The organism is Nonomuraea sp. NPDC049655 (assembly GCF_044465465.1).
GTDB lineage: Bacteria > Actinomycetota > Actinomycetes > Streptosporangiales > Streptosporangiaceae > Nonomuraea.
The window spans coordinates 343855-370033 of the sequence record NZ_JBITLS010000011.1 but is presented as its reverse complement, the minus strand read 5'-3'; the positions used below and the strand labels follow the sequence as shown (position 1 = coordinate 370033).

At 72.3% G+C, this 26179-nt stretch carries 20 protein-coding genes; 8 read left to right on the top strand and 12 right to left on the bottom strand.

Features of this window, described 5'->3' with window-relative positions; all coding sequences use genetic code 11:
- Window positions 1-25: 25 nt before the first annotated feature.
- Window positions 26-844: a DUF4253 domain-containing protein gene (locus tag ACIBQ6_RS33490; protein WP_358284479.1), complete on the bottom strand. Its 819-nt coding sequence runs from the start codon at window positions 842-844 to the stop codon at window positions 26-28.
- A gap of 126 nt (window positions 845-970) precedes the next feature.
- Between ACIBQ6_RS33490 and ACIBQ6_RS33485 the strand changes: the two genes are divergently transcribed.
- Window positions 971-1555: an HAD-IA family hydrolase gene (locus tag ACIBQ6_RS33485; RefSeq protein WP_358284481.1), complete on the top strand. Its 585-nt coding sequence runs from the start codon at window positions 971-973 to the stop codon at window positions 1553-1555.
- Between the two features lie 55 nt (window positions 1556-1610).
- On the opposite strand, the gene ACIBQ6_RS33480 is transcribed toward ACIBQ6_RS33485, so the two are convergent.
- Both ACIBQ6_RS33480 and ACIBQ6_RS33475 read right to left on the bottom strand, forming a co-directional pair.
- On the bottom strand, window positions 1611-1970 hold the full coding sequence (locus ACIBQ6_RS33480) for a hypothetical protein (RefSeq protein ID WP_397216724.1): 360 nt from the start codon (window positions 1968-1970) through the stop codon (window positions 1611-1613).
- A 252-nt stretch (window positions 1971-2222) separates the two neighbouring features.
- Window positions 2223-3350: a TIGR03118 family protein gene (locus ACIBQ6_RS33475; RefSeq protein ID WP_358284486.1), complete on the bottom strand. Its 1128-nt coding sequence runs from the start codon at window positions 3348-3350 to the stop codon at window positions 2223-2225.
- 119 nt (window positions 3351-3469) lie between these two features.
- On the opposite strand from ACIBQ6_RS33475, the gene ppgK reads away from it, so the two are divergent.
- The 3 genes from ppgK to ACIBQ6_RS33460 all read left to right on the top strand — a co-directional run bounded on the left by ppgK (window position 3470) and on the right by ACIBQ6_RS33460 (window position 8934).
- Window positions 3470-4201 carry a polyphosphate--glucose phosphotransferase gene (ppgK, locus tag ACIBQ6_RS33470; RefSeq protein ID WP_364328860.1) on the top strand — a complete coding sequence of 244 codons (732 nt, stop codon included), beginning with the start codon at window positions 3470-3472 and terminating at the stop codon, window positions 4199-4201.
- Between the two features lie 172 nt (window positions 4202-4373).
- Window positions 4374-8246 carry an ATP-dependent RNA helicase HrpA gene (gene hrpA, locus ACIBQ6_RS33465; RefSeq protein WP_397216721.1) on the top strand — a complete coding sequence of 1291 codons (3873 nt, stop codon included), beginning with the start codon at window positions 4374-4376 and terminating at the stop codon, window positions 8244-8246.
- 34 nt (window positions 8247-8280) lie between these two features.
- A complete protein-coding gene (locus tag ACIBQ6_RS33460; RefSeq protein ID WP_397216719.1) occupies window positions 8281-8934 on the top strand; it encodes an HAD family hydrolase in 654 nt (217 codons plus the stop codon).
- A 139-nt stretch (window positions 8935-9073) separates the two neighbouring features.
- Here the strand turns inward: ACIBQ6_RS33460 and ACIBQ6_RS33455 are convergent, their stop codons facing one another.
- The 4 genes from ACIBQ6_RS33455 to ACIBQ6_RS33440 form a co-directional block, all read right to left on the bottom strand.
- Window positions 9074-9400, bottom strand: a complete 327-nt coding sequence (locus tag ACIBQ6_RS33455) for a DUF5709 domain-containing protein (RefSeq protein WP_397216717.1) — start codon at window positions 9398-9400, stop codon at window positions 9074-9076.
- 82 nt (window positions 9401-9482) lie between these two features.
- Window positions 9483-11057: a gamma-glutamyltransferase family protein gene (locus ACIBQ6_RS33450; RefSeq protein ID WP_397216715.1), complete on the bottom strand. Its 1575-nt coding sequence runs from the start codon at window positions 11055-11057 to the stop codon at window positions 9483-9485.
- 9 nt (window positions 11058-11066) lie between these two features.
- Window positions 11067-12347, bottom strand: coding sequence for an MFS transporter (locus ACIBQ6_RS33445; protein WP_358284496.1), 1281 nt, complete (start codon window positions 12345-12347; stop codon window positions 11067-11069).
- A gap of 119 nt (window positions 12348-12466) precedes the next feature.
- Window positions 12467-14200, bottom strand: coding sequence for an ABC transporter ATP-binding protein (locus ACIBQ6_RS33440; RefSeq protein WP_397216713.1), 1734 nt, complete (start codon window positions 14198-14200; stop codon window positions 12467-12469).
- Window positions 14201-14271: 71 nt separating this feature from the next.
- Here ACIBQ6_RS33440 and ACIBQ6_RS33435 point away from each other — a divergent pair, with 71 nt between their 5' ends.
- The gene (locus tag ACIBQ6_RS33435; protein ID WP_358284501.1) at window positions 14272-14691 is read left to right on the top strand and encodes a MarR family transcriptional regulator; all 420 of its coding nucleotides are present in this window, start codon (window positions 14272-14274) and stop codon (window positions 14689-14691) included.
- On the opposite strand, the gene ACIBQ6_RS33430 is transcribed toward ACIBQ6_RS33435, so the two are convergent.
- Together ACIBQ6_RS33430 and ACIBQ6_RS33425 are read right to left on the bottom strand one after the other, a co-directional pair.
- Window positions 14651-15784 carry a hypothetical protein gene (locus tag ACIBQ6_RS33430; RefSeq protein WP_397216710.1) on the bottom strand — a complete coding sequence of 378 codons (1134 nt, stop codon included), beginning with the start codon at window positions 15782-15784 and terminating at the stop codon, window positions 14651-14653. The genes ACIBQ6_RS33435 and ACIBQ6_RS33430 overlap by 41 nt on opposite strands.
- 129 nt (window positions 15785-15913) lie before the next feature.
- A complete protein-coding gene (locus ACIBQ6_RS33425) occupies window positions 15914-17068 on the bottom strand; it encodes a helix-turn-helix domain-containing protein (RefSeq protein WP_358284505.1) in 1155 nt (384 codons plus the stop codon).
- 110 nt (window positions 17069-17178) lie between these two features.
- On the opposite strand from ACIBQ6_RS33425, the gene ACIBQ6_RS33420 reads away from it, so the two are divergent.
- Both ACIBQ6_RS33420 and ACIBQ6_RS33415 read left to right on the top strand, forming a co-directional pair.
- Window positions 17179-19290, top strand: coding sequence for a M6 family metalloprotease domain-containing protein (locus tag ACIBQ6_RS33420; protein WP_358284507.1), 2112 nt, complete (start codon window positions 17179-17181; stop codon window positions 19288-19290).
- Between the two features lie 71 nt (window positions 19291-19361).
- The gene (locus tag ACIBQ6_RS33415; protein ID WP_397216707.1) at window positions 19362-21884 is read left to right on the top strand and encodes an ATP-binding protein; all 2523 of its coding nucleotides are present in this window, start codon (window positions 19362-19364) and stop codon (window positions 21882-21884) included.
- A gap of 13 nt (window positions 21885-21897) precedes the next feature.
- Here ACIBQ6_RS33415 and ACIBQ6_RS33410 read toward each other — a convergent pair whose 3' ends face one another.
- Window positions 21898-22905, bottom strand: coding sequence for a hypothetical protein (locus ACIBQ6_RS33410; protein WP_397216705.1), 1008 nt, complete (start codon window positions 22903-22905; stop codon window positions 21898-21900).
- 73 nt (window positions 22906-22978) lie between these two features.
- Here ACIBQ6_RS33410 and ACIBQ6_RS33405 point away from each other — a divergent pair, with 73 nt between their 5' ends.
- Window positions 22979-23761 (top strand): tyrosine-protein phosphatase, encoded by a 783-nt coding sequence (locus ACIBQ6_RS33405; protein WP_387663842.1) that lies wholly within the window; start codon window positions 22979-22981, stop codon window positions 23759-23761.
- Between the two features lie 21 nt (window positions 23762-23782).
- Here the strand turns inward: ACIBQ6_RS33405 and ACIBQ6_RS33400 are convergent, their stop codons facing one another.
- Together ACIBQ6_RS33400 and ACIBQ6_RS33395 are read right to left on the bottom strand one after the other, a co-directional pair.
- On the bottom strand, window positions 23783-24823 hold the full coding sequence (locus tag ACIBQ6_RS33400; protein WP_397216703.1) for a Gfo/Idh/MocA family oxidoreductase: 1041 nt from the start codon (window positions 24821-24823) through the stop codon (window positions 23783-23785).
- A 35-nt stretch (window positions 24824-24858) separates the two neighbouring features.
- Window positions 24859-25758 (bottom strand): proteasome assembly chaperone family protein, encoded by a 900-nt coding sequence (locus ACIBQ6_RS33395; protein ID WP_397216701.1) that lies wholly within the window; start codon window positions 25756-25758, stop codon window positions 24859-24861.
- Window positions 25759-26179 lie beyond the last annotated feature (421 nt).

Genomic DNA, 26179 nt, shown 5'->3' with positions numbered 1-26179 from the left:
TAAAAGTAGCGTAAAAGCCGGGGATTCAGTCCCACCAGAACGACCAGGCGTGTTGCCCGATGATCTGGTCGGCGTACCCCTGGAGGTCGCCCGGTCCCTGCACGACGTTGTCGGGGCAGAACGCCCAGTGCTCGGCGGCGACGTGCAGGGCGTGCTCGGGGTCGGCCGGCGGCGCGGCCACGCTCAGGTCGAGGGTGTTGAACCCGACGCTCACCACGCGGGCCCCGAAGCGGTCCTCCCAGCTGCGCACCACGGCCGCCATCGGCACCATCCACTCGTTGTGGTGCAGCGCGCCCTGCCAGCCCATGACCGCCAGCGCGTCGGCCCCCCGGCCGGCCGCGACCAGCCCGAGCGGCATGCCCCTGGGGGCGAGCTCGCGGGCCAGCCAGTCGGCCACGTCGCCGGGGTCGGCGCGGGGCACCCCCGGCGGCGCCAGCCCCGGGCAGAGCGCCCCGTACGGCTCTAACTCCGCCAGCGCGTCGCGCGGCATCTGCGACACCCACTCCTGCCAGACCTCGGTCATGAACCCCTCGGCGGTGAAGTGGCCGATCAGCATCGGGTCGTCGGGCACGATCTGCCCGATCGCCCACGGCTGGGCCGACTCGTCGAGCAGCACCGGCCACAGGCCGCTGTGCGCGTGCCAGACCCGCATGAACGACCAGTCCTCGCCGGCGGCGTGCTCGTCGCTCATCCAGAACGCCGGCCGGGCCGCCACGACCTGCCGGGTGTAGGCGGGGTCGGGCCAGACCACGTCGCCCGCGGGCAGGCCCGGGGGCAGTCTGCGCCCCCTGCCGCCGTCGGCGAACAGCTGGCACAGCTCAGGTGGCAGCTGGTGATCGTCCATGCCCTACCGTTCCGATACCGAATCCTGTCTCGGAGATGGTAGTGCCGCCGGTCGCCCCGGGGCTTTGGCGGCACGCGAAACCTTCTCGGACCAGCGGATGCGGTACTTCACGGCACAATGATGGCTGTGATCCCCTTTGATGCGGTTCTCACCGATCTCGATGGCGTGCTCCGCCTCTTCGACCACACCGTCCAGGCCGAGATCGAGGCCCGGTACGCCCTGCCGCTCATGGCCACGGCCTTCGCCCCCGAGCTGATCGAGCCGGCCATCCTGGGCCGGATCAGCGAGCGCGAATGGCTGGAGGCGGTGGCGGTCGCCCTCGGCGGCGACGAGCGGGCCCGCCGGGCGGTGGCCGAGTTCGGGGCGGTGCCGTTCCGGGTGGACGAGGAGGTCAGGGAGCTGCTGGCCAAGGCGCAGCAGCACGTGCCGGTGGTCATCGTGACCAACGCCATGGACACCGTGGAGGAGCACCTCGACCGGCTGGGGCTCACCTACTTCGCCGATGACCTGGTCAGCAGCGCCAGGGTCGGCGTGATCAAACCCGACCCGCGCATCTACGAGATCGCCGCCGAACGCGCCGGGGCCGACCCCGCGCGCTGCCTGTTCGTCGACGACCGGCTGCCGAACGTGGAGGCCGCCAGGGCGCTCGGCATGACGGGCGTCCACTACCGCAGCGTCGCCGATCTGGCGGCCGTCCTCGGCGGGCTCTGAGGCCGGACGTGCGCCGGCCCCGCCCGCGGGAGAGCGGGCGGGGCCGGCGGGCGGGCTAGTCGGCGCAGATCGCGAACACGCTGATGCCGACGTCGTTGTAGCCGATCTGGCGGCCGAGGGCGATCCAGCCGCGGGCGTCATCGGTGGGGAACGACCCCACCAGGATCGCGCCGTTGCCGCGGGCCTCGCCGCCGCCGCCGAGCACGTGCTTGGAGCTCGGGCAGTAGACCGTGCGGCGCTGGAAGTTGGGGACGTTGGCGTTGGGCAGGGTGACGAGCTGGTAGCCGGGCGGCAGCGCGGCGCGCGTGGCCGCCGACACGGGACTGGACGCCTGGAGGGCCACGACGGTGGCCGTCACGCAGGCCGCGGTGGCGAGGGCGATGACGGAAAGGAACAGAGACTTCTTGACGGGCATGGTCTCTCCTTGTCCTGTTCCCTGACAGGCACGGTTTCCGGGCAGCACACGGCACGCCGGCTCATGCGGTGCTTAAGGGGGCGACGTGAGAGCAGGGATGAGGGTGTTGACACGTTGAGTATCTGCTCCGTCGCATTCCGTGTCCATATGTGGTTCGCAGGTTTTCCGGGAATCCGGGTTTCCGGCGCGGCCCGCGCCGGCCGCGCCGGAAACGTCGAGTGGCCCCGATCATGGGCCAGGGCGCGGCCGCGGTCAGTAGCCGCTGCCGCCGCCGTAGGGCGACTTCGTCTTGGGGGCGGCGGAGCGGGTGGGCGCCGGCGTGCTCGCGGGGGCGGCGGCCGTGGAGGTCGGCTTCGTGCCGGCGGGGGCGATCACGCCGATCAGGCCGTGCTTGGCGCCCTCGATGCCGGCCGAGAACCACAGCGTGTTCACGCCGCCGGTGGCCGCGGTGCCGGGTTCGAGGTCCCACAGGCCGGGGAGCTTGACGGGCCGGCCGCCGGACGTGGTGATCGCGCCCAGGTGGCGGTCGCCCTTGTAGGCGTGCACGGTGCCGTCGCCGAAGTTGCCGACCAGCAGGGCGCCCGCGTACTGGCCCCAGCCGCGCGGCGCGGCGGTCATGGCCCAGGGCGCGTCGAGCCCGACCCTGGAGATGCGGCCGGTCAGGCGGCCGTCGGCGTTGAAGCGGCTCACGAAGCCCTTGCCGGCGCCGAAGACGGGCTTGCCGGTGGCACGGTCGCGCAGCGCGTACGCCACCCAGACGCTGCCGTTGACCACGGCCACGTTGTAGGCGTTGTAGCCGCGCGGCACCCGCGAGTCCTGGAACTGCCAGCCGGCCAGGCGGATGCGCCGGAAGTTCTCGTCGAAGGCGTGCACCCGGCCGTGGGCGAAGTCGGCGGCCAGCAGGAACTCGCCCTCGTCGGTCCGTACGAGCTCCAGGCCCTTGTAGTCGGCGCCGCGGGTGAACGCGGCGATCACGGCGTTGGCCGGGTCGGCCTCGGCGTTCCAGCCGGTGATCGCGCCGCTCGGGCTGCAGAAGATGAACGTGGCCGGTCGCCCCTTCACGGTGAAGCCGTCACCCGGGTTGAACACCTGGCCGGTCGGGGAGCCGCCCGGGATCCACACCTCCGTCTTCTCCTTACGGCCCGTGCCGGAGTAGACGGTGGCGGTGCCGGTGCCGGCGTTGGAGACCCACAAGGTCTTGCCCATGGCCAGGCCCCACGGGTTGACGACCTTGGGGTCGGTGACCGGGGCCTTGCCCTTGACGTCCGACACAAGGTTGATGACGTCGAAACGGGTCCTGGTGGTCGCCTGCGCGGGGGCGGTGAGGGTCGTCCCCGCCACGACGGCGACAGCGCAGAGCGTGATGATGCGGAGCCGCATCCGTGCCTCCTAGTGAGCGCTTGTGACGCGAGATACGCGGCGGACGCGGAGCGGGTTCAGCGGGGCCGGAAATACCGGCGGGCGAGTTTTCCCGTCCAGGGCGGGGGAGAAGGAGAGTCATGAACGTGTTGGGCATCGACATCGGCGGTTCGGGAATCAAGGGCGCCCCGGTCGACACCGAGGCCGGAGAGCTCGTCCAGGAGCGGTTGCGCATCGCCACGCCCCAGCCGGCCAAGCCCGAGGGGGTGGCCGAGGTGGTGGCCGAGATCGTCAAGCATTTCGACTGGGACGGCCCGGTCGGCGTCACCTTCCCCGGCGTCGTCGTCGACGGGGTCGTGCAGACGGCGGCCAACGTCCACCACTCGTGGATCGGCGTCGACGCCGCCGCGCTCTTCGGCGGGGCGACGGTGCTCAACGACGCCGACGCCGCCGGCATCGCCGAGATGACCTTCGGCAGGGGCCGCGACCAGAAGGGCACGGTGCTGATCCTGACCTTCGGCACCGGCATCGGCAGCGCCCTGTTCGCCGACGGCACACTCGTCTGCAACACCGAGCTCGGCCACCTGGAACTGCGCGGCAAGGACGCCGAGGAGCGCGCGTCGGCGCGGGCCCGCGAGGAGCACGACCTGAGCTGGGAGAAGTGGGCCGAGCGGGTCGAGGAGTACCTCAGGCACGTGGAGATGCTGTTCTCGCCGGGGCTGATCGTGATCGGCGGGGGCGTGAGCAAGAAGGCCGACAAGTTCCTGCCGCACGTCACCATCGACACCCCCGTGGTGCCCGCCGCCCTGCAGAACGAGGCCGGCATCATCGGCGCCGCCCGCCACGCCGCCACCACCCGGCCGGCGCGGTAGGGGGGCCGCGGCCGCCGTCCCGGCGCGGCCGGGGAGCGCGGCCGCGGTGCCGGCGCGGCCGGGGAGCGCGGCCGCGGTGCCGGCGCGATATTGGGATGCGGGGGGCGGGTCGCGTCGGGCACCATGGGCCGTTGGCTCCGGGGCCACGGGGCTCAAATATCCTGAAAGCAGTATGGGAACGCCTTCGTTGTCCTCTCCGCTCGCCGACCTCCAGTCCCGCCTGCCCGAGCTCATGCCGCGCGACCAGCGGCGGCTGCGGCGCAGGCTCGACGGCATGCGCCGGGTCCGCTCCCGCGACGCCCGGGACAAGATCGTCACCGAGATCCTCGCCGACGTCGAGCGCGCCGAGCAGCGGCTGGCGCGCCGCCGCGAGGCCGTGCCGCAGGTCCGCTACCCGGAGAACCTGCCGGTCTCCCAGCGCAAGGACGACATCCTGGCCGCCATCCGCGACCACCAGGTCGTGATCATCGCGGGCGAGACGGGCTCCGGCAAGACCACCCAGATCCCCAAGATCTGCCTTGAGCTCGGGCGCGGCGTGCGCGGGCTGATCGGCCACACCCAGCCGCGCCGCATCGCCGCCCGCACCGTCGCCGAGCGCGTCGCCGAGGAGCTCGGCACCGAGCTCGGCGAGGTCGTCGGCTACAAGGTGCGCTTCACCGACCAGGCGAGCGACCGCACGCTGGTCAAGCTGATGACCGACGGCATCCTGCTGGCCGAGCTGCAGAACGACCGCATGCTCGACCAGTACGACACCCTGATCATCGACGAGGCCCACGAGCGCAGCCTCAACATCGACTTCATCCTCGGCTACCTCAAACAGCTCCTCCCGCAGCGCCCCGACCTCAAGGTCGTCATCACCAGCGCCACCATCGACCCCGAGCGCTTCTCCCGCCACTTCGGCGACGCGCCGATCATCGAGGTCTCCGGCCGCACCTACCCGGTCGAGGTCCGCTACCGCCCGCTGGCGGAGGACGACGACCAGACCGGCGGCATCGTCGACGCCTGCCGCGAGCTGGTCACCGAGGGGCCCGGCGACATCCTGGTCTTCCTGTCCGGCGAGCGGGAGATCCGCGACGCCGCCGACGCCCTGTCCAAGGCCGACTTCCGGAACACCGAGATCCTGCCGCTCTACGCCCGGCTGAGCGCCGCCGAGCAGCACCGCGTCTTCCAGCGCCACACCGGCCGCCGGATCGTGCTGGCCACCAACGTGGCCGAGACCTCGCTGACCGTGCCCGGCATCAAATACGTGGTCGATCCGGGTTTCGCCCGCATCTCCCGCTACAGCCACCGCACCAAGGTCCAGCGACTGCCCATCGAGCCCATCTCGCAGGCCAGCGCCAACCAGCGCAAGGGCCGCTCGGGCCGCACCTCCGACGGCATCTGCATCCGGCTCTACGAGGAGGAGGACTTCCTCTCCCGGCCGGAGTTCACCGACCCGGAGATCCTGCGCACCAACCTGGCCTCGGTCATCCTGCAGATGACCTCGATCGGGCTGGGCGACATCGAGGCGTTCCCGTTCGTCGAGCCGCCCGACCGCCGGCAGGTCAAGGACGGCGTCAACCTGCTCCACGAGCTGGGCGCGTTCGACGCCCAGGGCAAGCTCACCGGCGTCGGCCGCAAGCTGGCGAGCCTGCCGGTCGACCCGCGCCTCGGCCGCATGGTGCTGGAGGCCGAGAAGAACGGCTGCCTGCGCGAGGTCATGGTGATCGCCTCCGCCCTGTCCATCCAGGACCCGCGCGAGCGGCCGTCCGACAAGCAGCAGCAGGCCGACGAGAAGCACCGGCGCTTCGCCGACCCCGAGTCCGACTTCCTGACCTACCTCAACCTGTGGAACTACCTGCGCGACAAGCAGAAGGAGCTGTCCTCCGGCGCGTTCCGGCGGCTGTGCAAGGCCGAGTTCCTCAACTACCTGCGGGTCCGCGAGTGGCAGGACATCTACAGCCAGGTCCGCCAGGCGCTCGGCGCCCAGCCCGGCAGCGTGCCCGCCGACCCCTACCAGGTGCACGTGTCGCTGCTGGTCGGGCTGCTGTCGCACATCGGCGTCAAGGACGTCATGGACAAGCAGCGCGCCGCCGACGGGCGGCGGCCGATGCAGGAGTACATCGGCGCGCGCAACGCCCGCTTCGCGATCTTCCCCGGCTCGGCCCTGGCCAAGAAGCAGCCGCAGTGGGTGATGTCGGCCGAGCTGGTCGAGACCTCGCGGCTGTGGGCCCGGGTCAACGCCAAGATCGAGCCCGACTGGGTCGAGCCGCTCGCCCAGCACCTGGTCAAGCGCACCTACTCCGAGCCCCACTGGGAGAAGAACCAGGGCGCGGTGATCGCCCTGGAGAAGGTCACCCTGTACGGCGTGCCGCTCGTGGTCGGCCGCAAGGTCAACTACGGCCGCATCGACCCCGACCTGTCGCGCGAGCTGTTCATCCGGCACGCCCTGGTCGAGGGCGACTGGGACACCCACCACCGCTTCCTCAAGAACAACCGCCGGCTGCTCGAAGAGGTCGAGGAGCTGGAGAACCGGGCCCGCCGCCGCGACATCATGGTCGACGAGGAGGTCCTGTACGACTTCTACGACCAGCGCGTCCCGGCCGACGTCGTCTCGGCCAGGCACTTCGACTCCTGGTGGAAGAAGGCCGGGCGCGAGCAGCCCGAGCTGCTCACGTTCTCGCCGGAGATGCTGGTCAACGAGGGCGCCGACATCAGCGCCCGCGACTATCCCGACACCTGGAAGCAGCTCGGTCAGCGGATGAAGCTGACCTACCAGTTCGAGCCGGGCGCCAACGCCGACGGCGTCACCGTCCACGTGCCGTTGCAGGTGCTCAACCAGGTCAACTCCGACGGCTTCGACTGGCAGATCCCGGGCCTGCGCGAAGACCTGATCACCGCGCTGATCCGGTCGCTGCCCAAACACCTGCGCCGCAACTTCGTGCCCGCCCCCAACTACGCCAGGCAGGTGCTGACCGGGGTCAGGCAGGGCGGCGAGCCGCTGCTGGAGGCCGTGGAGCGCGAGCTGCTGCGGCTCACCGGCGTCCGGGTGCCGCGCGAGGCCTGGCAGCTCGACCAGGTGCCCGACCACCTGCGCATCACCTACCGGGTGATCGACGAGCGCAAGCGCACGGTGGCCGAGGACAAGGACCTCGACGCGCTCAAGCGCCGGCTCGCGCCGCGCCTGCGCAAGACCCTGTCGGAGGCCGGCGACGACCTGGAGCGCACCGGCCTGCGCACCTGGAGCTTCGGCACCCTGCCCAAGGTGTTCGAACAGGGCCGGATGAAGGGTTACCCGGCGCTCGTCGACGCGGGCGAGTCGGTCTCCGTCAAGATCTTCGAGACGGCCGCCGAGCAGCGCCGCGCCCACTGGCCCGGCACTCGCCGGCTGCTCCTGCTCAACGTCACCAACCCGGCCAGGTCGCTGCTCGGCGGCCTGTCCAACCAGGCCAAGCTGGCGCTGTCGCGCAGCCCCCACGGCGGCGCCGTGGCGCTGTTCGACGACGTCGTCAACGCGGCCGTCGACAAGCTGATGCTCGACCTCGGCGGCCCGGCCTGGGACCCGGCCGGCTTCGACCGCCTCCACCAGCACGTCCGGGCCGAGCTGCACGACACGGCGGCCGACGTGCTGGCCAAGGTCGAGCAGATCCTGAGCGTCTGGCACGCCGTGGGCACCCGCCTCGACGGCCTGCGCGCGAGCGCCTCGACCGACGACGTGCGCGAGCAGCTCGGCAAGCTCGTCTTCAAGGGCTTCGTCACCGCCACCGGCACCCGCCGCCTGCCCGACGTCCTGCGTTACCTGCGGGCCATCGAGCGGCGTCTCACCAAGCTCCCGGAGGAGCCCTGGCGGGACGAGGAGTGGATGGACCGCGTGCACAAGATCGAGGACGACTACCACGACCTGCTGGCGAGCCTCCACCCGGCCCGCCGGGGCGACCCCGACGTGACGGAGATCCGCTGGATGATCGAGGAGCTGCGGGTCAGCTTCTTCGCCCAGACCCTCGGCACCCCCACGCCGGTGTCGGAGAAACGCATCGCCAAGGCGATGGAGAAGCTGCGGCCCTGAGCTCGGGGCGGCACACGGACGTACAGGGGGAGTGATGGTCAAGGCCGTCGTGCTCGACGTCGGCGAGACGCTGATCGACGAGACGCGCATCTGGTCGCGCTGGGCCGACCGGCTGGGGGTCAGCAGGTTCGTGCTCATGGGCGCGCTCGGCGGCATGGCGGCGCTCGACCGTTCCCACCGTGAGGCGTTCGAGCTCGTCCGGCCCGGTCTCGACGTGGAGGCGGAGATCGCCGCCTGGGAGCGCGACGAGCCGGCCGGGCTGCGCAACCACTTCGACGCCGACGACCTCTACCCCGACGTCCGGGAGGCACTGGCGGCGCTGCGCGCGGCCGGGTTCCAGGTGATCATCGCCGGCAACCAGCCCCGCCGGGCCTTCGACGCCCTGGTGGCGATGGACCTGCCGGTCGATTCGGTGCACACCTCCGAGGGCTGGGGGTTGTCCAAGCCCGCCCCCGAGTTCTTCGTCAAGGTGGCCTCGGTGGCCGGTCGTGCGCCCGGCGAGATCCTCTACGTCGGCGACCGGCTCGACAACGACGTGCTGCCCGCCGCCCGTGCGGGCATGCGCACGGCGTTGCTGCGCCGCGGCCCGTGGGGCTTCCTGCACGCCGAGCGCCCGCAGGCGAAGGCCGCCGACATGATCGTCGACGACCTGCACGCCCTGCTGCCCGCCCTGCGCCGGCTCACCTGAGGCCCGCGAGGGGCTTCCGGGGCACAGGTGAGTCGCGCGAGGCTTGTGCGGGTCGGGTGAGTCGCGCGAGGCTTGTGCGGGTCGGGTGAGTCGCGCGAGGGTTGTGCGGGTCGGGTGAGTCGCGCGAGGGTTGTGCGGGTCAGGTGAGGTCCTCGTCGGGGTCGATGCGCAGGGCGCGCTCCTCGGCCGACAGGTCCTCCCGGTCCGCGTCCCAGTCCACGCCGATGGCCTCGTCCTCGGTGTCGGGGTGGGCGCCCTCGTCGGGCTCGGTCAGGCGGTGCTCCTCGCGCGGGGCGCGGCGCGGGCGGTCGGGCAACTCCTGGCGCAGCCGTTCGTCGAGCGTGGCCTCGTGCTGGGGGTCGTCCTCTTTGACCTCGTGGTGCAGGCCGAGGTCGTCGGTCCACTCCTTGACCTCGATGTCCTGCTCGTCGGCCATGCCGAATCGGTCCGGAGGTAGTTCGCTCATACTGCGCCCTCTACCCACCGTACGGACCGGAATCCTACGACTTGGCCCGGCTTAGGGCCTCCGGTAGCTCATCCTTGTCCATCTAGCGGCCGATCGCGGCGCCGACCAGGGAGCGGGGGTCGGCGGCGCCGGCCAGCATGCCGTCAGGGCGCACGTCGATGAGGTGGGCGTGGCCGAAGGAGCCGCCGTACGGCAGCGTGCGCACCGGGTGGCCGAGCGCGGTCAGGCCGTCGGCCCAGGTCGTGCCCTCCTCCAGGTCGAGCACGGCGTCGTCGGGGGCGTCCCAGGTGTCGAAACCGTTGCCGCTGCCCAGCCGCCAGCGCGGCGCGGCGAGCGCCTGGCCGGGCTCCTCGCCGTGACGCAGCAGGCGGGTGATGACCTGGGCCAGGATCTGCGGCTGGGCGTCGCCGCCCATCGTGCCCACGACCGTGCGCAGCCCGCCGCCGGGACGGGTGATCAGCGCGGGGGCCAGGGTGTGCGGCGGACGCCGGCCGGGGCCGTACTCGGCCGGGTGGCCGGGACGTAGCGAGAAACCGATGCCACGGTTGTGGAGGTTGATCCCGGTACGCGGCTCGAAGAGCATGCCGCCGAACCCGGACGCGTTCGACTGGATCAGCGACACCCCCATGCCGTCGCCGTCGACCGCGCACAGGTACGTCGTGTCACCGTCGGCGGACGGGGCCCGCAGGCGGCTGCGCCTGACCGGGTCGACCAGGGCCCGGCGGCGGGCGATCTCGCCGGGGTCGAGCAGGTCTTTGGCGTCTTCGTGCAGCCGGTCGAGCCGGTCGTGCCCGGCGGCCCTGGCGGCCTCGGCCAGCAGGTGGGCCCAGGCCGGATGGCGGGGCGAGCCGGGCAGGTCGAGCCCGTCGAGGACGGCCAGGGACATCAGCAGCAGGTAACCCTGGGAGTTGGGCGGCATCGACCAGACGTCGTGGCCGAAGGCGCGCACCCGCAGCGGCTCGACCCAGTCGGCGCCGGGGGCGGCCAGGTCGGCGGCGGTGTACTCGCCCGCGCCGAGCTCGATCAGGCCCTGCCCGAACTCGCCGAGGTAGAAGCCGTCGCGGCCGCCGTCGGCCACCGCCTGGAGCGCGCGGGCCACGCCGGGGCGGGTGACGCGGTCGCCGGCCTGGCGTACGGGGGCGAAGTCGCCGCCGCCTGGCCGCGCGGCCGCCGTACGGGCGCCGGGGACCAGCAGCGGGGAGGCGGGGAAGCCGTCGCGGGCCAGCGCGATCGCGGGCCGCAGCAGCTCGGCCATGGGCAGCCGGCCGTGCCTGGCGTGCAGGGCGAGCCACCCGTCGACGCAGCCGGGCACCGGCACGGACCGGATGTCGTGCAGGTGCGGCATGCGGGTGTGCCCCTCGGCGCGCAGCCGGGCGGGGTCGGCGCCGGACCCGGCGCGACCGGAGGCGTTGAGCGCGGTGACCGTGCCAGTGACCGTGCCGGTGGCCGCGCCGGTGACCGTGCCGTCGTGGACGAGCGCGAACAGGTCTCCGCCGAGCCCGCACATGTGCGGCGCGACCACGGCGAGCACGGCGTTGGCCGCGATCGCCGCGTCGGCCGCCGAACCGCCGCGGTCCAGCGCGCCCACCCCGGCGGCCGAGGCCAGGTGGTCGACGCTGCAGACCATGCCGTTCGGGGCGTATCTGGTGTTGTGCACGTGAAGAGACTAAGCCCGTTCCGGGGCCAGGCGGTTCTCCAGGCGGTTCTCCAGGAGCGGACGGAAGGCCGCCTGCCGGACGGTCCGGCCGGACAGGCGGGCCAGCGCGAGCGCCGCGAGCAGCGTCGCGGCCACGCACGACACGCCGCCGATGCCCAGCGACAGGCGTGGCCCGAACGCGTCGCTCAGCCAGCCGAGCAGCGGCCCGCCGATCGCGCCCGCGCCCGCGCTCACCATGCCCAGCGCGGCGATGACCCGTCCGCGCATCTCGTCGGGGCTGTCGAGCTGCGCCCGCGCCGAGACCGTGGTGTCGATGATCACCGCGCCCGCCGCGATCGGCAGCATCATCGCGGCGAACGTCCCCAGCGCGGGCATCAGGCCGCTCAGCGTCTGCGCGACCCCGGTCAGGAACGCGGTGATCAGCAGCAGCCGGATCGTCAGGTGCGGCCGGGCGGCGGCCAGGAAGCCGCCCACGACCGTGCCCGCGGCGAACACGCTGGACAGCAGGCCGTACCCGGCGGCGCCGGCCGCCAGCGGGCCCGCGCTCATGGCGGCCATGGTGACCTGGTAGTTGCGGCCGAGGCTGCCCAGCACGAGCGAGAGCGCCAGCACCACGAGCAGCCAGGGGGTGCGCAGCACGTACCGCAGGCCGGCCGCGACCGCGCCGGGCTGCCGCTCGGAGCCGGCGAGCCGGTGGAACTCCGCGCGCCGCATGAGCGCGACGGCCGCGATCACGACGAAGAAGGTGGCCGCGTTGAGCAGGAAGAGCCCGCCGTTGCCGGTCAACGGCAGCAGCACGCCGGCCAGGCTCATGCCGAGGATGCGTCCTGAGGAGTTCAGGATCGAGCCGAGCGCCATGGCGTTGGGCAGGTCGGCCGGTGGCACCACCTCGGCCCCGAACCGTCCGAGCGCGGGCCCGCCGAGCGCGGAGACCACGCCGCCCGCCAGCGCCACCGCGTAGATCGGCACGACGGAGTCGGCGCCGGAGAAGGCGATCAGCGCCAGGACGGCGGCCAGCGCGGCCTGCGCGAGCTGCGCGGCGACGACGACGGGCCGGGTCGGCAGCCGGTCGGCCAGCGCGCCGCCCCACATGCCCAGCAGCAGCGTCGGCAGCGCCTGCATCACCAGGCTCAGCCCCACGCTGGTGGCCGACCCCGTCATGGTGAGGATGAGCCAGTTCACCCCCAGGACCTGCATCCAGGTGCCGGTGACGGAGACGATGTCGGCTCCCGCCCAGAGCCGGTAGTTGTGGTGGCGCAGGGCGCGGAAGGTGGAGGAGCGCGGTGGCAAGACTGGTCCTAGCCTCGGTACGGGGAAACGCGGGAGTCAACGCGCGCCACGATCGCGACGATTCCGATTTGCCCGAAATGTGAGGTAAGACACGGTTAAAGTAGGTTTAGCGTAAAAAATTAGACCAGTTCGAGGGGGCGGTCCCGGTCCACCAGGGCCGCGTAGTGGCCGTCGAGCGCCATCAGCTCGTCGTGGGTGCCGCGCTCGACGACCTTGCCGTGGTCGAGCACGACGATCTGGTCCGCGTCGCGGACGGTCGACAGGCGGTGGGCGATCGTGATCGTCGTACGCCCCCGCGCCAGCGTGTCCAGGGCTTCCTGGACGGCTCGCTCGGTCTGGGTGTCGAGGGCGCTGGTGGCCTCGTCGAGGATCAGCACCGGCGGGTTGCGCAGCAGCGTGCGGGCGATGGCCAGGCGCTGCTTCTCGCCGCCGGAGAACCGGTAGCCGCGCTCGCCCACCATCGTGTCGTAGCCGTCGGGCAGCGAGGCGATGTGGTCGTGGATGCGCGCGGCCCGTGCCGCCGCCTCCAGCTCCTCGTCGGTGGCCGCCGGACGGGCGAAGCGCAGGTTGTCCGCGATCGAGGCGTGGAACAGGTACGTCTCCTGCGAGACCACCCCGACGACCTCGCTCAGCGTCTCGAACGTCAGGTCGCGCACGTCCACGCCGTCGATGGTGACCCGGCCGCCGGTCACGTCGTACAGGCGGGGGAGCAGGTAGCTGAGGGTGGTCTTGCCCGAGCCGGTCTCGCCCACGACGGCCAGCGTCGTGCCCGCGGGGACGGTCACGTCTACGGCGTGCAGGGTGCGCTCGTCCTCGTAGGCGAAGTCGACCCGCTCGAAGCGCACCTCGCCGCGTACCCGGTCGAGGGTGCTGGTGCCGGGGTGGATGTCCACCGACAGGTCGAGGTACTCGAAGATGCGGCCGAACAGCGCCAGCGAGCTCTGCACCTCGACGCCCAGCCGCAGCAGCGACACCGTCGGCCGGAACAGGCTCGACTGCAGCGTGGTGAAGGCGACCAGGGTGCCGACGGAGATGATGCCGGTGTAGCCCACGGCCCAGTAGATCAGGGCGGGCATCGCGGCCATGATGATCTGGATCGACGACTGCCGCCAGCGTCCGGCCATGCTCGTCCGTACGCCGAGCTCGGCCAGCTCGTCGGAGGCGCGGCCGAACCGGTCGGTCAGCTCGGCGGAGCGGCCCATCGTCCGGCCCAGCAGGACGCCGCTGATCGACAGCGACTCCTGGACCATCGAGGAGATCACGGCGAGCTTGCGCTGCCGTTCGTTGGTGATGCGCTTGCGCTCGGCGCCGACCTTCCTGCTGATCCACACGAACACCGGCAGCAGCAGCAGCGAGACCACCGTCAGCCGCCAGTCGAGGGCGAGCATGGCCACGATCGTGGCGATCACGGTGGTGAGGTTGGAGACGATCGAGGTGGCGGTCGAGGTGACCACCGACTGCATGCCGCCGATGTCATTGGCGATGCGCGACTGCACCTCGCCTGTCTTGGTGCGGGTGAAGAACGCCAGCGACATGCGCTGGAGGTGGGAGTAGACCGAGATGCGCAGGTCGTGCATCACCCGCTGGCCCACGGTGGTGGAGATGAGCGTCTGCAGCACGTCGAACACGCTCGTGGTGACCGCGACCGCGATCATGCCGAGCGCCAGCAGCGTGAGCAGCAGCGCGTCGCGGGACGGGATCGCCACGTCCAGCACCTCACGCAGCAGGAACGGCGAGGCCAGCCCGACCAGGGACGACAGCAGGATGAACGCGCCCACCAGGATCAGCCGGCCGCGATAAGGGGTGAAGAGTCCGATGATGCGCCGCAGCGGCGCGCGTGGTTCGTCGGCCAATATGGGGCCTCCTTTCGGATGTCCACTCAAACAGAGGTTAACTCATAATTGTTCCGGCTAAAATCGTCGGTATGGGAGAGAAGGAGCTCGCGGAGCTCTTGCACCTGGTCAGCAGGCGTCTGCGGCACGGATACGTGCATCGGCTGGTGCCGCTCGGGCTCAATCCGGGGCAGGCTCGGGCGCTGCGCGCGCTCGGCGAGGCCGGCCGGCCGCTGCGGATGGTGCAACTGGCCGACGAGCTGCGGATCGTGCCGCGCTCGCTGACGCCCGTCGTGGACGCGCTGGAGGAGGCCGGGCTGGTGCGCAGGGAGGTCGATCCGGCCAACCGCCGCTCGACGCTCGTCGTGATCACCGACGCGGGCCGGGCCATGGCCGAACGGGCCAGGGACGCGCGCAGGGAGGCCGGCGAGGGCCTGTTCGCGGTGCTGTCCCAGGAGCAGCGCGACCAGCTCAGGGATCTGCTCGGCGCGGTGGACGGCCAGTTCCGGTGACCGCGCCGCCGACGACCGTGGCCAGGCAGGGTGGGCGGGCCATCAGGGCCGAGTACGGGTAGCGTCCGCGGGCGTCGAAGACGGCGAAGTCGGCCCGGCTGCCCGGCCCGAGGGAGCCGATCCGGCCCGGCCCGGCGTCCAGTCCCAGTGCCCGCGCCCCGCCCAGCGTCGCGGCCTCGACCAGGCGGCGGTCCAGCCCCCGCACCCGCAGTCCGAGCTCCCGGGCCCGCCGCCGGACAGCGGCCGCGAGCCCGAGCAGGTCGCCCGGCCCGAGCAGGTCGCCGAGCCCGGTGCCGGCCGGGTCGAGGCCGCCCGGGTCGAGGTGGCCCGGGTCGAGGTGGCCCGGAGCCTGGTGGCCCGGAGCCTGGTGGCCCGGAGCGTGCTGGCCAAGGGCATGCTGGTTAAGGGCATGGTGGCCAAGGGCGTGGCTGCCCAGGGCGAGGTGGTTACCCTCCTCCAGCAGGGCCAGCACGTCGGCGGCCTGCTCCTGCCCCGGCGGACAGATCGCGACCACGCTGCGGCGCAGGCGCAGCAGCTTGCGCTCGCCGGGGTCGAGCGGGCGGGCGCAGGCCACGTGGCAGTGGGGGCCGAGCGCGCCGGCCTCGTCCAGGGCCATGGGCGAGTGCCGGTCCAGCCCGGCCAGCAGCCTCAGGCCGAACGTCCTGGCCAGCACGGCGACGTCCTCCAGCACGTGGGGGTCGCGGGTCCGGGCCGCGATGCCGACCGGGCACGGCCGGTCCACCTCGCGCAGCGCCGTGATCAGCGCGTCCCGGTCGTGCTCCTCCCACTCCTGCTCGCCGGCGCTGGACGCCTCGACGTACGAGATGCCGGGAACGCCGGCGAGATCGGCGGGGTCGGACACCACGGCGGCCCGCGTGGTGACGCCGTGGCCCGGGGGCGTCGGCGCGCAGCAGGCGTCCACCAGCCCGGCCACGATCATGCCCGGCCAGCGGACCTCCTCCGCGACGCGGAAGCGGGACAGCAGCTCAGCCCGCGAGCCCACCTGGAGCACCCGCCCGCCCCTGATCACCACCGTCCCGTCGCGCACGGGCTCGGCGCAGACCGGTAGCACCAGCGGAGCGGAATGGGCCACGATGCGCGAGGGCACACGCCTCCCCGGAAACGGCCCTGGAACCCGCGCAGCACGCTTCGCACCCGGCATCGGCGCTCCCGTCGGATTTGCCCTTTTGGCATTAAACGCGAGCGGCGGCGGTGAAGGCAATCAGTCGCCGCGGGCGTCCCGGGGCTGGTAGCGGCCGGACAGCCGGGCCAGCTTCAGGCCGAGGTGCAGGGCCAGCCGCTCGCCGCCGTCCTTGAGGTCCGTACGCGCCAGCTCCTCCACCCGCTGCAGCCGGTAGTACAGCGAGGTGCGGTGCAGCCGCAGCGCCCGGGACGTCGCCACCGCGCTGCCCGCCAGGTCCAGGTACGTCTCCAGCGTCTCCAGCAGCGGCAGGTACTGCTCGTCGGCCAGCAGCCCGTCGAGCCCGGGATGCACCTCCTGGTCCGCGAGCTGGGTGAGCATCCGGTAGACGCCGAGCCGGGCCCACTCGGCCGACCGTCCGAGCCCCGGCACCCGCGCGGTCACCTCCGCCGCGTGCCGGGCCTCCGCGTACGACCCGGCCGCCTGCGCCAGTTCGAGCCGGGTGCGCCCGACCCCCACCACCACGGGCACCGGCATGGCCGCGTGCAGCTCGTCGGGCGGGACCGGCGGCCCGGCGGTGAGCAGCACGGCGTGGTCGTAGCGCACCAGGTGCAGCGGGTGGTGGCCGCTCAGCCGCCGGCGCAGCGCCAGCAGCCCCTGTTCGAGCGCCAGGCGCAGGCCCTCGTCGGGCTCGGCCGAGCGGGGCCGGGCCACCAGCACGGTCACCGGCTGGCCCTGTGGGAACGCGCCCGCCTCGATGAGCTGCCTGGCCGCGTCCCGCTCGCCGCGCAGCAGCCCGGTGACCGCCTCCAGCTCCCGGTGGGAGGCCAGCCCGGTCGCCAGGCTCTCGTGGAACAGCGCCAGCGCCAGCCCGGGGACGGCCGCCACGGCCTCGGCCACCTTCTCCTCGGACATGGCCGGCTCGGCGTCGATGAACCACAGGAAGCCGAGCAGGCCGTCGGAGTGCCGCAACGGGACGCACACGCGCGGCAGCAGGCCCAGGTGCGGCGCGCCGGCCGTGCGCAGCGGGGCCTGCGCCTCGTGCACGCCGGCCGCCCGCAGCCACTCGCGCACCTCGGGGGTGGTGTGCCGGCGCAGGATGGAGTCGCGGCGGATGTCGTCCATGGCGCCGTTCTGCTCGCTGTAGGCGATCACGCGCTGCACGCGGTCCTCCAGCAGGAGGGGACGCCCGAGGCGCACGGCGAGGTCGTCCACGATCCGCTGGAGATCCGCCACAGCTCCACCTAGGTCACGCTGGACATTTCGACAAATGTCGGAAGGGTTGCTACACGTCTTCCCTACAGCTGATCGGTGATCTCCGTCAATAACGTCTATACCGTCAATCCGTGAATGCCCCGAAGAAGCTGCTGAAGGGTTTGCTGGCGGCCATCGTGCTGTTCCCGGTGAGCCTGATGGCGACCCCTGCTTCCGCAGCACCCCCCACCGTCGATCCCGAGTACCCCTGGCGGCAGAACCACTGGCCGCAGACCCAGCCCTGGCAGCAGGACGAATCGGCCGACGCCCAGACGTTGCGCGCCCGTCCTCCCGGCGGCCTCACGCCTCTCGACCCGCAGAACTGGGAGAACCCCGACCACATGACGTGGGCGGACTACAAGAAGCCTCCGGGCACGAACTGGAACGACCCGGCCGTCAAGGGCTCCAAGCGCACCTTCAAGGGCGCGCTGGTGCTGCTCGACTACCCCAACCAGGCGTTCGTCGTCACCCAGCCCAAGGGCTCGACGATCTACGCCAACCCGAGCGCCGAGGCGCATGACGTCCCGCGCGACCAGGTGGCCAAGTTCTACCAGGACTTCCTCAACACCCCGAACGACCTCAACAAGGGCCACACCATCCACGAGTACTGGATGGAGGACTCCGGCGGCCGGTACGGCGTCGAGCTGACCGGGTTCGGCCCGTACACGATGCCGGGCAAGGACCACGAGTACGCGCTGGAGCCCGGCTTCAACGGCACCTCGGGCTGCCCGGCGGGCGACACCTGCAACAAGAACCTGCGCACCGACGGCCACAACGCCTGGATCAACGCCGTCGGCGAGGACGTCGCCAAGCAGTACGACTTCATCTTCTACCTCAGCGCAGGCCAGGACGAGTCGTCCACCTGGCAGGAGTTCGGGATGATGAAGTTCCCGACCAAGGAGGACGTGCCCGACGAGTGGGGCCCGCCCGACCCGGCCCTGCCCAACTGGCTGAAGACGCGTTACGTCGACTGGTCCTCCTGGCAGGCGGCCTCCAACTTCTGGCCCAACGCCAACATCGGCGTCGACTCCGTCCAGGCCGAGAGCTCCGGCATGGCCGTCTACGCCCACGAGTTCAGCCACATCCTCGGCGTGCTGGACAACTACAACAACCCGTACGGGGTGCCGCCGGTCCGGGCGTACACCGGCGTCTGGGAGATGCTCAGCCGCGGCAGCTTCAACGGCCCAGGTGGACCGCACTCCCGCTGGCTGATCCCGCCCACGGCGGGCGCGTCCATGGGCGCCCAGCACATGCTGCGCAACAAGCTCAAGCTCGGCATGGTGGACGAGCAGAACGTCCTGCGCCTGTCGCGTGAGGCGCTCGACGAGTCCGGCCTGGTCACGGCCAAGATCCTGGCCCGCGCCGTGCGCCCGGGGCAGAACGACCTGTCGGGCGTCAACATCTCCTTCGACGCCCCCGGCGACAAGAGCACCTGCCCGGCGACCGACCCGCTGTGCGACCGCGGCGGTTACCAGAACTACACGGTCGAGGTCGTGGACCGGATGGGCTCCGACTCCTTCACCCCCGACTCCGGCGTGCTCCTGGCCAAGACCAAGAACGAGGACCGGGCGCCGTTCGAGTGGGTGATCGACGCCAACCCGCAGGACATCGGCATGACCGACTACGTGATGCCCGACGGGACCAAGGTGCCGATCACCGTCGGCGACTACCGCCAGCTCTCCGACGCCCTCTTCCACGCCGGGACCGACTCCGGCAGCGAGTACGAGTACGTGGACCAGGCCAACCGCCTGCACTTCTACGTCACCGACCTCAAGCGCAACCGGAACGGCGAACTGTCCTACACCGTCGCCATCCGGTCGCTGGACGGCGCGGGCCCGCAGAAGCGCGGCGTGCGGGTGCTGCCCGCGGCCGGCGTCCCCACCGGCAAGAACGTCTCCACCTGCACGTTCCCGGTGTTCAACACCGGCAAGGCGGCCCCCGCCCAGGGGCAGCACCCCGAGGACGTCAGCGCCTACCTCGACTCCGACGTCTACCGGGTCAAGGCCGAGGTGCAGGGCAAGGGCTGGACCGCCCAGGTGCCCAACGCCCTGGCCTCCGTCGCCTTCGGCAAGCAGGCGCCGGTGACGGTCAACGCGGTGCGCGCGCCCGGCGGCGACCGTCTGGCCCGCGTCAAGCTCACCGCCGTCTCCGAGAGCGACCCGACCAAGACCGCCACGGCCACCTGCCACGTGATCGGCCTGTAGCGGAACGATGGGGTACGGCTGGCGCTCGCCGTGCCCCATCGGCTTGAATCACCCCCGGAAGGGGGTGTTCGGTGCCGGGAAACTTACCGGACAAACCGCGCCGTAAGCGGGTCACATGGGCAGCGCCCGTCTCGGCGGGGCTCGCGGCCGGCGCCGCCAGTGTGCTGGCCGCCTCGCTGGAGTGGGACATCCCGCCGATGGCCAAGATCGGCGTGACGCTCGCGGCGGCGCTGCTCGTCGGCGTGACCACGTGGGCCACCACCGAGGCCACGCCCCGGCGGCGCGCCGCGCCCGCGCCCGAGCCCGGCGTACGGCCGCCCGACCAGTGGCCGCCCGTGCCCGAGCACTTCACCGGGCGCACCGACTCCCTCGCCACCCTGCGCGAGGTCTTCGCCGCCCGCCGCAAGTCCTCCGACCTGTCCCCGCCCCTGGTCGTCTCCGTGTACGGCCGCGGCGGCGTCGGCAAGTCGGCGCTGATGACCAGGTTCGGGCAGGAGGTCGCCGACTGGTTCCCCGACGGCCGGCTGCACGCCGACCTGCGCGGCGGCGTCGACGCCCCGGTACGCCCCGAGGAGGTGCTGATCGGCTTCCTGCGCGGCCTGGGCGTGCGCCTGGCCACCGACCCCGGCGGCCTCGACGAGCTGCGCACCCTCTGGCTGACCTGGACCAAGGGCCGCAAGATCCTCATCGGCCTGGACAACGCCCACGACGCCGCCCAGGTCAAACCGCTGATCCCGGCCGAGCCGGGCTGCGCGGTGCTGGTCACCTCGCGCTCCCCGCTGTTCCTGGACGGCACCCACGACACCCGGCTCGGCGTGCTCACCGAGGCGCAAGGCGTGGAGCTGCTGGCCCGGCTGGCCGGCGGCGCGCGGGTCGTGGACGACCTGGAGTCGGCCAAGGAGATCGTCCGGCTCTGCGACCACCTGCCGCTGGCGATCAACATCTGCGGCGGCCGGCTGGCCACCCGCGAGCAGTGGACCATGCGCGAGATGGCCGGGCGGCTGACCGACGAGCGCCGCCGTCTCGACCAGCTGGAGGTGGCCCAGGGCGTGGACAAGAGCGTGCGGGCCTCCGTGCAGCTCAGCTACGACGACTGCACCGGCATCCAGCGCCGCCTGCTGCGCCTGCTCAGCGCGCTGCCCGCGCCCGACGTGCCCGGCTGGGTGGCCGGCGAGCTGCTCGACATCTCCGGCCTCGACGGCGCCGACCAGCTCGAAGCGCTGATCGACGCCCAGCTCGCCGAGTGCTCCGGCACCGACCAGACCGGCGCGATGCGCTACCGCCTGCACGACCTGGTCCGGGTGTTCGCCGCCGAGCTGGCGGGCCAGGACGAGGAGGAACGCCGCAGGGCCGCCGTCGAGCGCGTCCTGCACGGTTACCGCCGCCGGGCCGAGGAGGCCGCCCAGAACCGCTGGCCGCAGGACTGGAGCAAGGGCGGCCGGCGCGCCGACGCGGAGGGCCAGCTCGGGGCGGGCGACTGGCTCAACGCCGAGCGGCTGTCCCTGCTCGCCATGATCAACCTGGCCGCGCAGCTCCGGCTCTGGGAGCTGACCTGGGGGCTGAGCAGGGCGTTCTGCTCGTTGTGCCACTCGCTGCGGGCCTACTGGGCCGACTGGGCGGACGTCGCCGACATCGGCTGCGAGGCGGGCCGGCGTACCGGTGACCGGCGCGCGCTGGCCATCGCGCTGCTGAACAGCGCGATCGTGCGCGGCGGCATGGGCCTGCGCGAGCGCGCTCTGCGCGAGGCCGAGCAGGCGCTGGAGATCTTCGGCGACCTCGGCGAGACCTGGTGGGCGGCCAGGGCCAGGCGCACGGTCGGCATGACCCTGATCAGCGGCGGGCACCTCGACCGCGCCCAGGACTACCTGATCGGGGCGATCACCGCGTTCAAGCATGAGGACGACCTGTGGTGGATGGCCCGCACCCAGCGCAACCTGGCCGAGATGCGCATGGCGGAACGCCGTCCCGAGGAGGCCCGCGACCTGCTCGAAGACGCCCTGGAGATCTTCCAGCGGGCGGGCAACCGCTACTCCGAGGCCCAGACCCTGCGCGTCTACGGCGAGGTGCTGGCCGCCCAGGCGCGCGGCGAGCGCCGGGCCGGCGACCACCGGGCCTCCGACGCCCTGTTCGTCCGGGCCGGGTTCAGTCTCGACCGGGCGGCCGAGATGTTCCGGCAGCGAGGCGAGCTGTGGGAGGAGGCCCGCTGCCTGCGCGCCGCGGGCGAGGTGGGCGATCCGGCGGGCGGGCTGCGCGAGCTGGAGTACGTCCGGCGGGCCGAGGAGATCCTGGTGGCGCTCGGCGACTCGTGGGGGGTGGCGCGCACCGCGGTGTCGGCCGGGCGCGCCCTGGCCCGGCTGGGCCGGATCGAGGAGGCCGAGCACGAGCTGCGCCGCGCCGTACGCGGGTTCCAGGAGCTGGAGGACCGCTGGTGGATGGCCAGGAGCCTGCGCTACCTCGGCGAGGCGCACCTCGACGGGGGCGGGCCGGACGCGGCGGTCGGGCCGCTGGAGCAGGCCAGGGAGATCTACCGCAGCCTGGGGAACGAGGCAGGCATGCGCCGCACCCTGGAGCTCCTGCGGCAGGCCCGGCCCTGACCGCCCGCGGGGGTCAGGAGTCGCGCGAGGGGTGCCGCTGCGGGCCGGTCGCGCCGCGATCGTGCCGGTCACGCGGGCCGGTCGTGCGGTGCGCGGCGCGGTCGTGCCCGCCGGTGCGGGGGCCGAGCGCGCCGGTGCCGTAGGCGTCGCTGAAGGGGCTTCTCAGCAGCTCGCCCGCCGCCTGCCTGGCCTGCAGCACGCTCTCCTCGAACAGCTTGCGCACGTGGGCCGCCTGGTCGGACAGCTCCCTGATGCGCTCGTGAGCGAGCTCGTCCCGTACGGTGTCGGCGAGGAGCTGCTGGTACTCGGGGGTCTTGGCGGCCAGCGCCTCCAGGCGTCTGTGCGCGTGGTACACCTTGTCGGCCTTGAGCACCTGCTTGGCGTACTTCTCCAGGTGGCGTACGCGGTGCGAGAGCGAGGTCCAGGCGGCGTCGAGGGCGCTGGTGTACGGCTTGAAGGCGTCCTCCATGCCCGGCGGCAGCTCGCGGGGGATGAGCCTGCCCTGCTCGGCGTGCATCGACGACAGCCGCCGCAGCCGGTGGGCGATCTGCCAGACCTCCTCGGGCAGCGACACCTGGTTCTCCGCCGAGTCGATCAGCCCGGCCTTGTGCACCTTGGAGTTCAGCACGGCCGTGGCCGCGTCCTGGGCGCGGCGCAGCAGCACCTGGCAGGGACGGTCGAGGTCCTCGGGCAGGACGTAGTGGTCGGCGTGGGTGGTGGCGAGTCGTAGTCGTCGTTTGACGACCCGGTGGGAGCTGTCCAACGCCATCCACCGGATCAGGGCGATCAGCCCCATGCCGAGCCCGGCCACGAAGACGACCTCAAGGCTGCTGGTCACGATCAGGACCATCACCAGCAGGGCCGGAAGCGCGAAGAGCAGGGCGGGGCTGAAACTGGGATCCATCCGCCTGCCGGAACGGGCCATATGAAGGATGTGCGGGCTCGACCGCAACTCGACCGAGACGTCCGGGGGCAGCGATGGATCGATCACCAGCCGGGGAGGCAGCGCGCGTGGATCCATACGTTCATGCTGCGTTATGAACAAGGAATCCGCTCATGATTGGCCGACATATAAGGTCGAAGTAATGGATGAGATGACAAGATGGATCGATCTGGAAGGCGCCGTCAACGTACGTGACCTGGGCGAACTTCCCACCCGTGACGGCGGGCTCACCCGCCGCGGCCGGATCTTCCGAGCCGACAACCTGCAGGGCCTCACCCCCGCGGACGTGTCGCTCCTGGTGGGCGAGCTGAACCTGCGCCACGTCGTGGACCTGCGCTCGACCGCCGAGGTCAACCTGGAGGGCCCCGGCCCGCTCACCCGGGTGCCGGAGGTGACCCACCACCATCTGACGCTGTTCGCCGAGGGCGGCAGGCACACCGACGTCGAGGCCGACTCCATCGACGGCGACCGCGTGCTGCCCTGGCAGGAACGGGACGTCGACGAGGAGCTGCGCGTGACCGGCTTCTACTTCGGCTACCTGCGCGACCGTCCGGACGCCGTCGTGGCGGCCCTGCGCGCCATGGCCCTCGACGACGGCGCCGCGCTGGTGCACTGCGCGGCGGGCAAGGACCGCACCGGCGTGCTGTCGGCGCTGGCGCTGGAGGTCGCCGGGGCCACCCGCGAGGCCATCGTGCGGGACTACGTGGCCACGGGCGAGCGCCTGGAGCTGATACTCAAGCGCCTGCGCGCCAGCGACACCTACCGGGACGACCTCGACTCCCGCCCGGCGGACGACCACAGGCCCCGGGCCCGCTACATCGAGCAGTTCCTCAAGGTGCTGGACGACCGCTTCGACGGCCCGATGGGCTGGCTGCGCGGCCACGGCTGGACCGACGCCGACGACGCGGCCCTGCGCGCCCGCCTGCGCGACTGATGGGCACGATCGGCTCAGGTTTCAGCCCAGGTGGACGACCATGCGCCGGGCGGCCGACAGGTGGGCGGCCTCGATGACGGCCAGCGTGTCGATCGAGCCGCGCGGGTCGACCGGCGGCGGCGCGCCCTCGCGCAGGGCGCGCTCCACCCCGCGGTAGAAGTCCAGGTACGCGCCCGGCTCGGTGGGAACGGGCCGGGCGTCGTCGTCGGTGCCGAGCAGGCCCCAGCGGCTCTCCTCGTCGGCGCCGAACCCGGGGGAGTCGGGGGTCAGGCCCGCCCGCAGGCGCTCCTCCTGCACGTCCATGCCGTGCTTGACGTACGCGCCCGCCGAGCCCAGCACCCGCAGCCGCGGCCCGAGCCGGGCCGCCACCGAGCTGGCCCACAGGTGGGAACGCACCCCGCCCGCGTGCCGCAGCGCGATGAACGTGTCGTCGTCGGAGGCCACGCCGGGCCGCCGCACGTCGCTCTCGCAGTAGACCTCGTGCGCCGGGCCGAACAGCTGCAACGCCTGGTCGACCAGGTGGCTGCCCAGGTCGTAGAGCAGGCCGCCGATCTCCTCCGCGCCGCCGGTCTCCCGCCAGCCGCCCTTGGGCACCGGCCGCCAGCGCTCGAACCTCGACTCGAAGCGCAGCACGTCGCCGAGCCGCCCCTCGGCGATCAGCCGCCGCACGGTGCGGAAGTCGCCGTCCCAGCGCCGGTTCTGGAACACCGTCAGCATGACGCCGGCCTGCTCGGCCAGCCGGACCAGCTCGCGGGCCTCCTCGGCGGTGCGGGCGACCGGTTTGTCCACGACGACGGGCAGGCCCTCGGCGAGCGCGGCGGCGGCCATGCTCACGTGCGTGCGGTTGGGGGAGGCGACCACCACGAGGTCGCTGTGCTCCCACAGCTCACGCACGTCCGGCACGCCGGCCGCGCCGTACCGGTGGGCCACCTCGGCCTGCCGCTCCGGATTGCGCGTGACGACCGCCGACAGCCGCAGGCCCGGAGTGGCATGGACGAGCGGGGCGTGGAAGTACGCGCCCGCGGTGCCGTATCCGATCAGGCCGACCCGGATCTCGCTCATCCGCCCAGGCTAGCCGGTACGGCCCGGGCCGCCCGTCACTCGTCGTCGCGTTCGGCCAGGAAACGTTCGAACTGGGCGGCCAGCTCGTCGCCCGTGGGCATCGGGGTCGTCTCGGCCATCAGGTTCTGCCGCTCCGTGCCGCCCGCGAACGCGTCGTACTGCTGCTCCAGCCCGCTGATGGCGGTCGACAGCTCCGAGGACGCCTGGATCTGCTCCTCGATCTCCGCCGTCGTACGGTGGGCCGCGTCGCGCAGCGCCTCCATCGGGAACACCAGGCCGGTGCCCCGCGTCACCGCCTCCAGCCCGGTCACCGCCGCCGTCGGGTACTCCGCCTGCGACAGGTAGTGCGGCACGTGCACCGCGTACCCGACCGCGTCGTGCCCCTGCGCGCCCAGCCGCAGTTCCAGCAGCGCGGCCGCGCTCCCCGGAACCTGGACCCGGCCGAAGGCGCTGGTCTGGGAGTTGATCAGCTCGGGCCGGCTGGCGTGCATGGTGATGCCCAGCGGACGCGTGTGCGGCACCGCCATCGGGATGCCGTGCAGCGTGACGATCTTGCTCACCTTCAGCCGTTCCAGCAGCTCTCCCACCGCGCGGGTGAACAGCTCCCATTCCCGGTCCGGCTCCGGGCCGCTCATCAACAGGAACGGCGTGCCCGTGGCGTCATGGGCGACATGGACGGCGAGCTCGGGGCTCTCACACTCGACCCAGCGGTCGGTGTCGAAGGTCATGATGGGCCGCCGGGACCGGTAGTCGAGCAACCGGTCCACGTCGAACGTCGCCACGACCCGGTGCTCCAGCTCGGCCAGCAGGTGGCCCAGCGCGAGGCGTCCGGCGCCGCCCGCGTCGACGAAACCGTCGAAGTGGTACAGCAACACCGGATCAGTCAGCTCGGGCGCGTCGTCTGCGAGCCTGTAGAGATCCTTCGGGTCGAACACGGTTGGACAGCCTTTCCCTAGGTACTCTTCCCCAGAACCTATGGCGAGTCGGATCGATTCCGCGCAAGGCACCCTATCGAGGCACAATCCGGCATCCGGTCGGAGGCGGGGGTCCGCCCTGGCCGACGCGGCGGCTCCAGGATGTCGTCCGCCGACTCCGGGGGCTGGCGTTCCGGTCAATCTCGCCATCATCAAAGGTGACATTTTGCTGATGGTGGCGACCGATCATGGTCGCGCGGAACCCGGTGAATGATCGTCGCGTCTGGATCCGGCTTCCGCCGCGCGTGCGGCCGCGCGCGCGGGCCGCTTCCCGGGGGCGGGTTCACGCAGGAGTCGGCCGTGGTCAGAGCGGTGCCGTGGACGGGAGCCGATCAGCGGGACGGCGTCCTGTCGGCATTGGACCCGGCCTCAATGTTGGCAA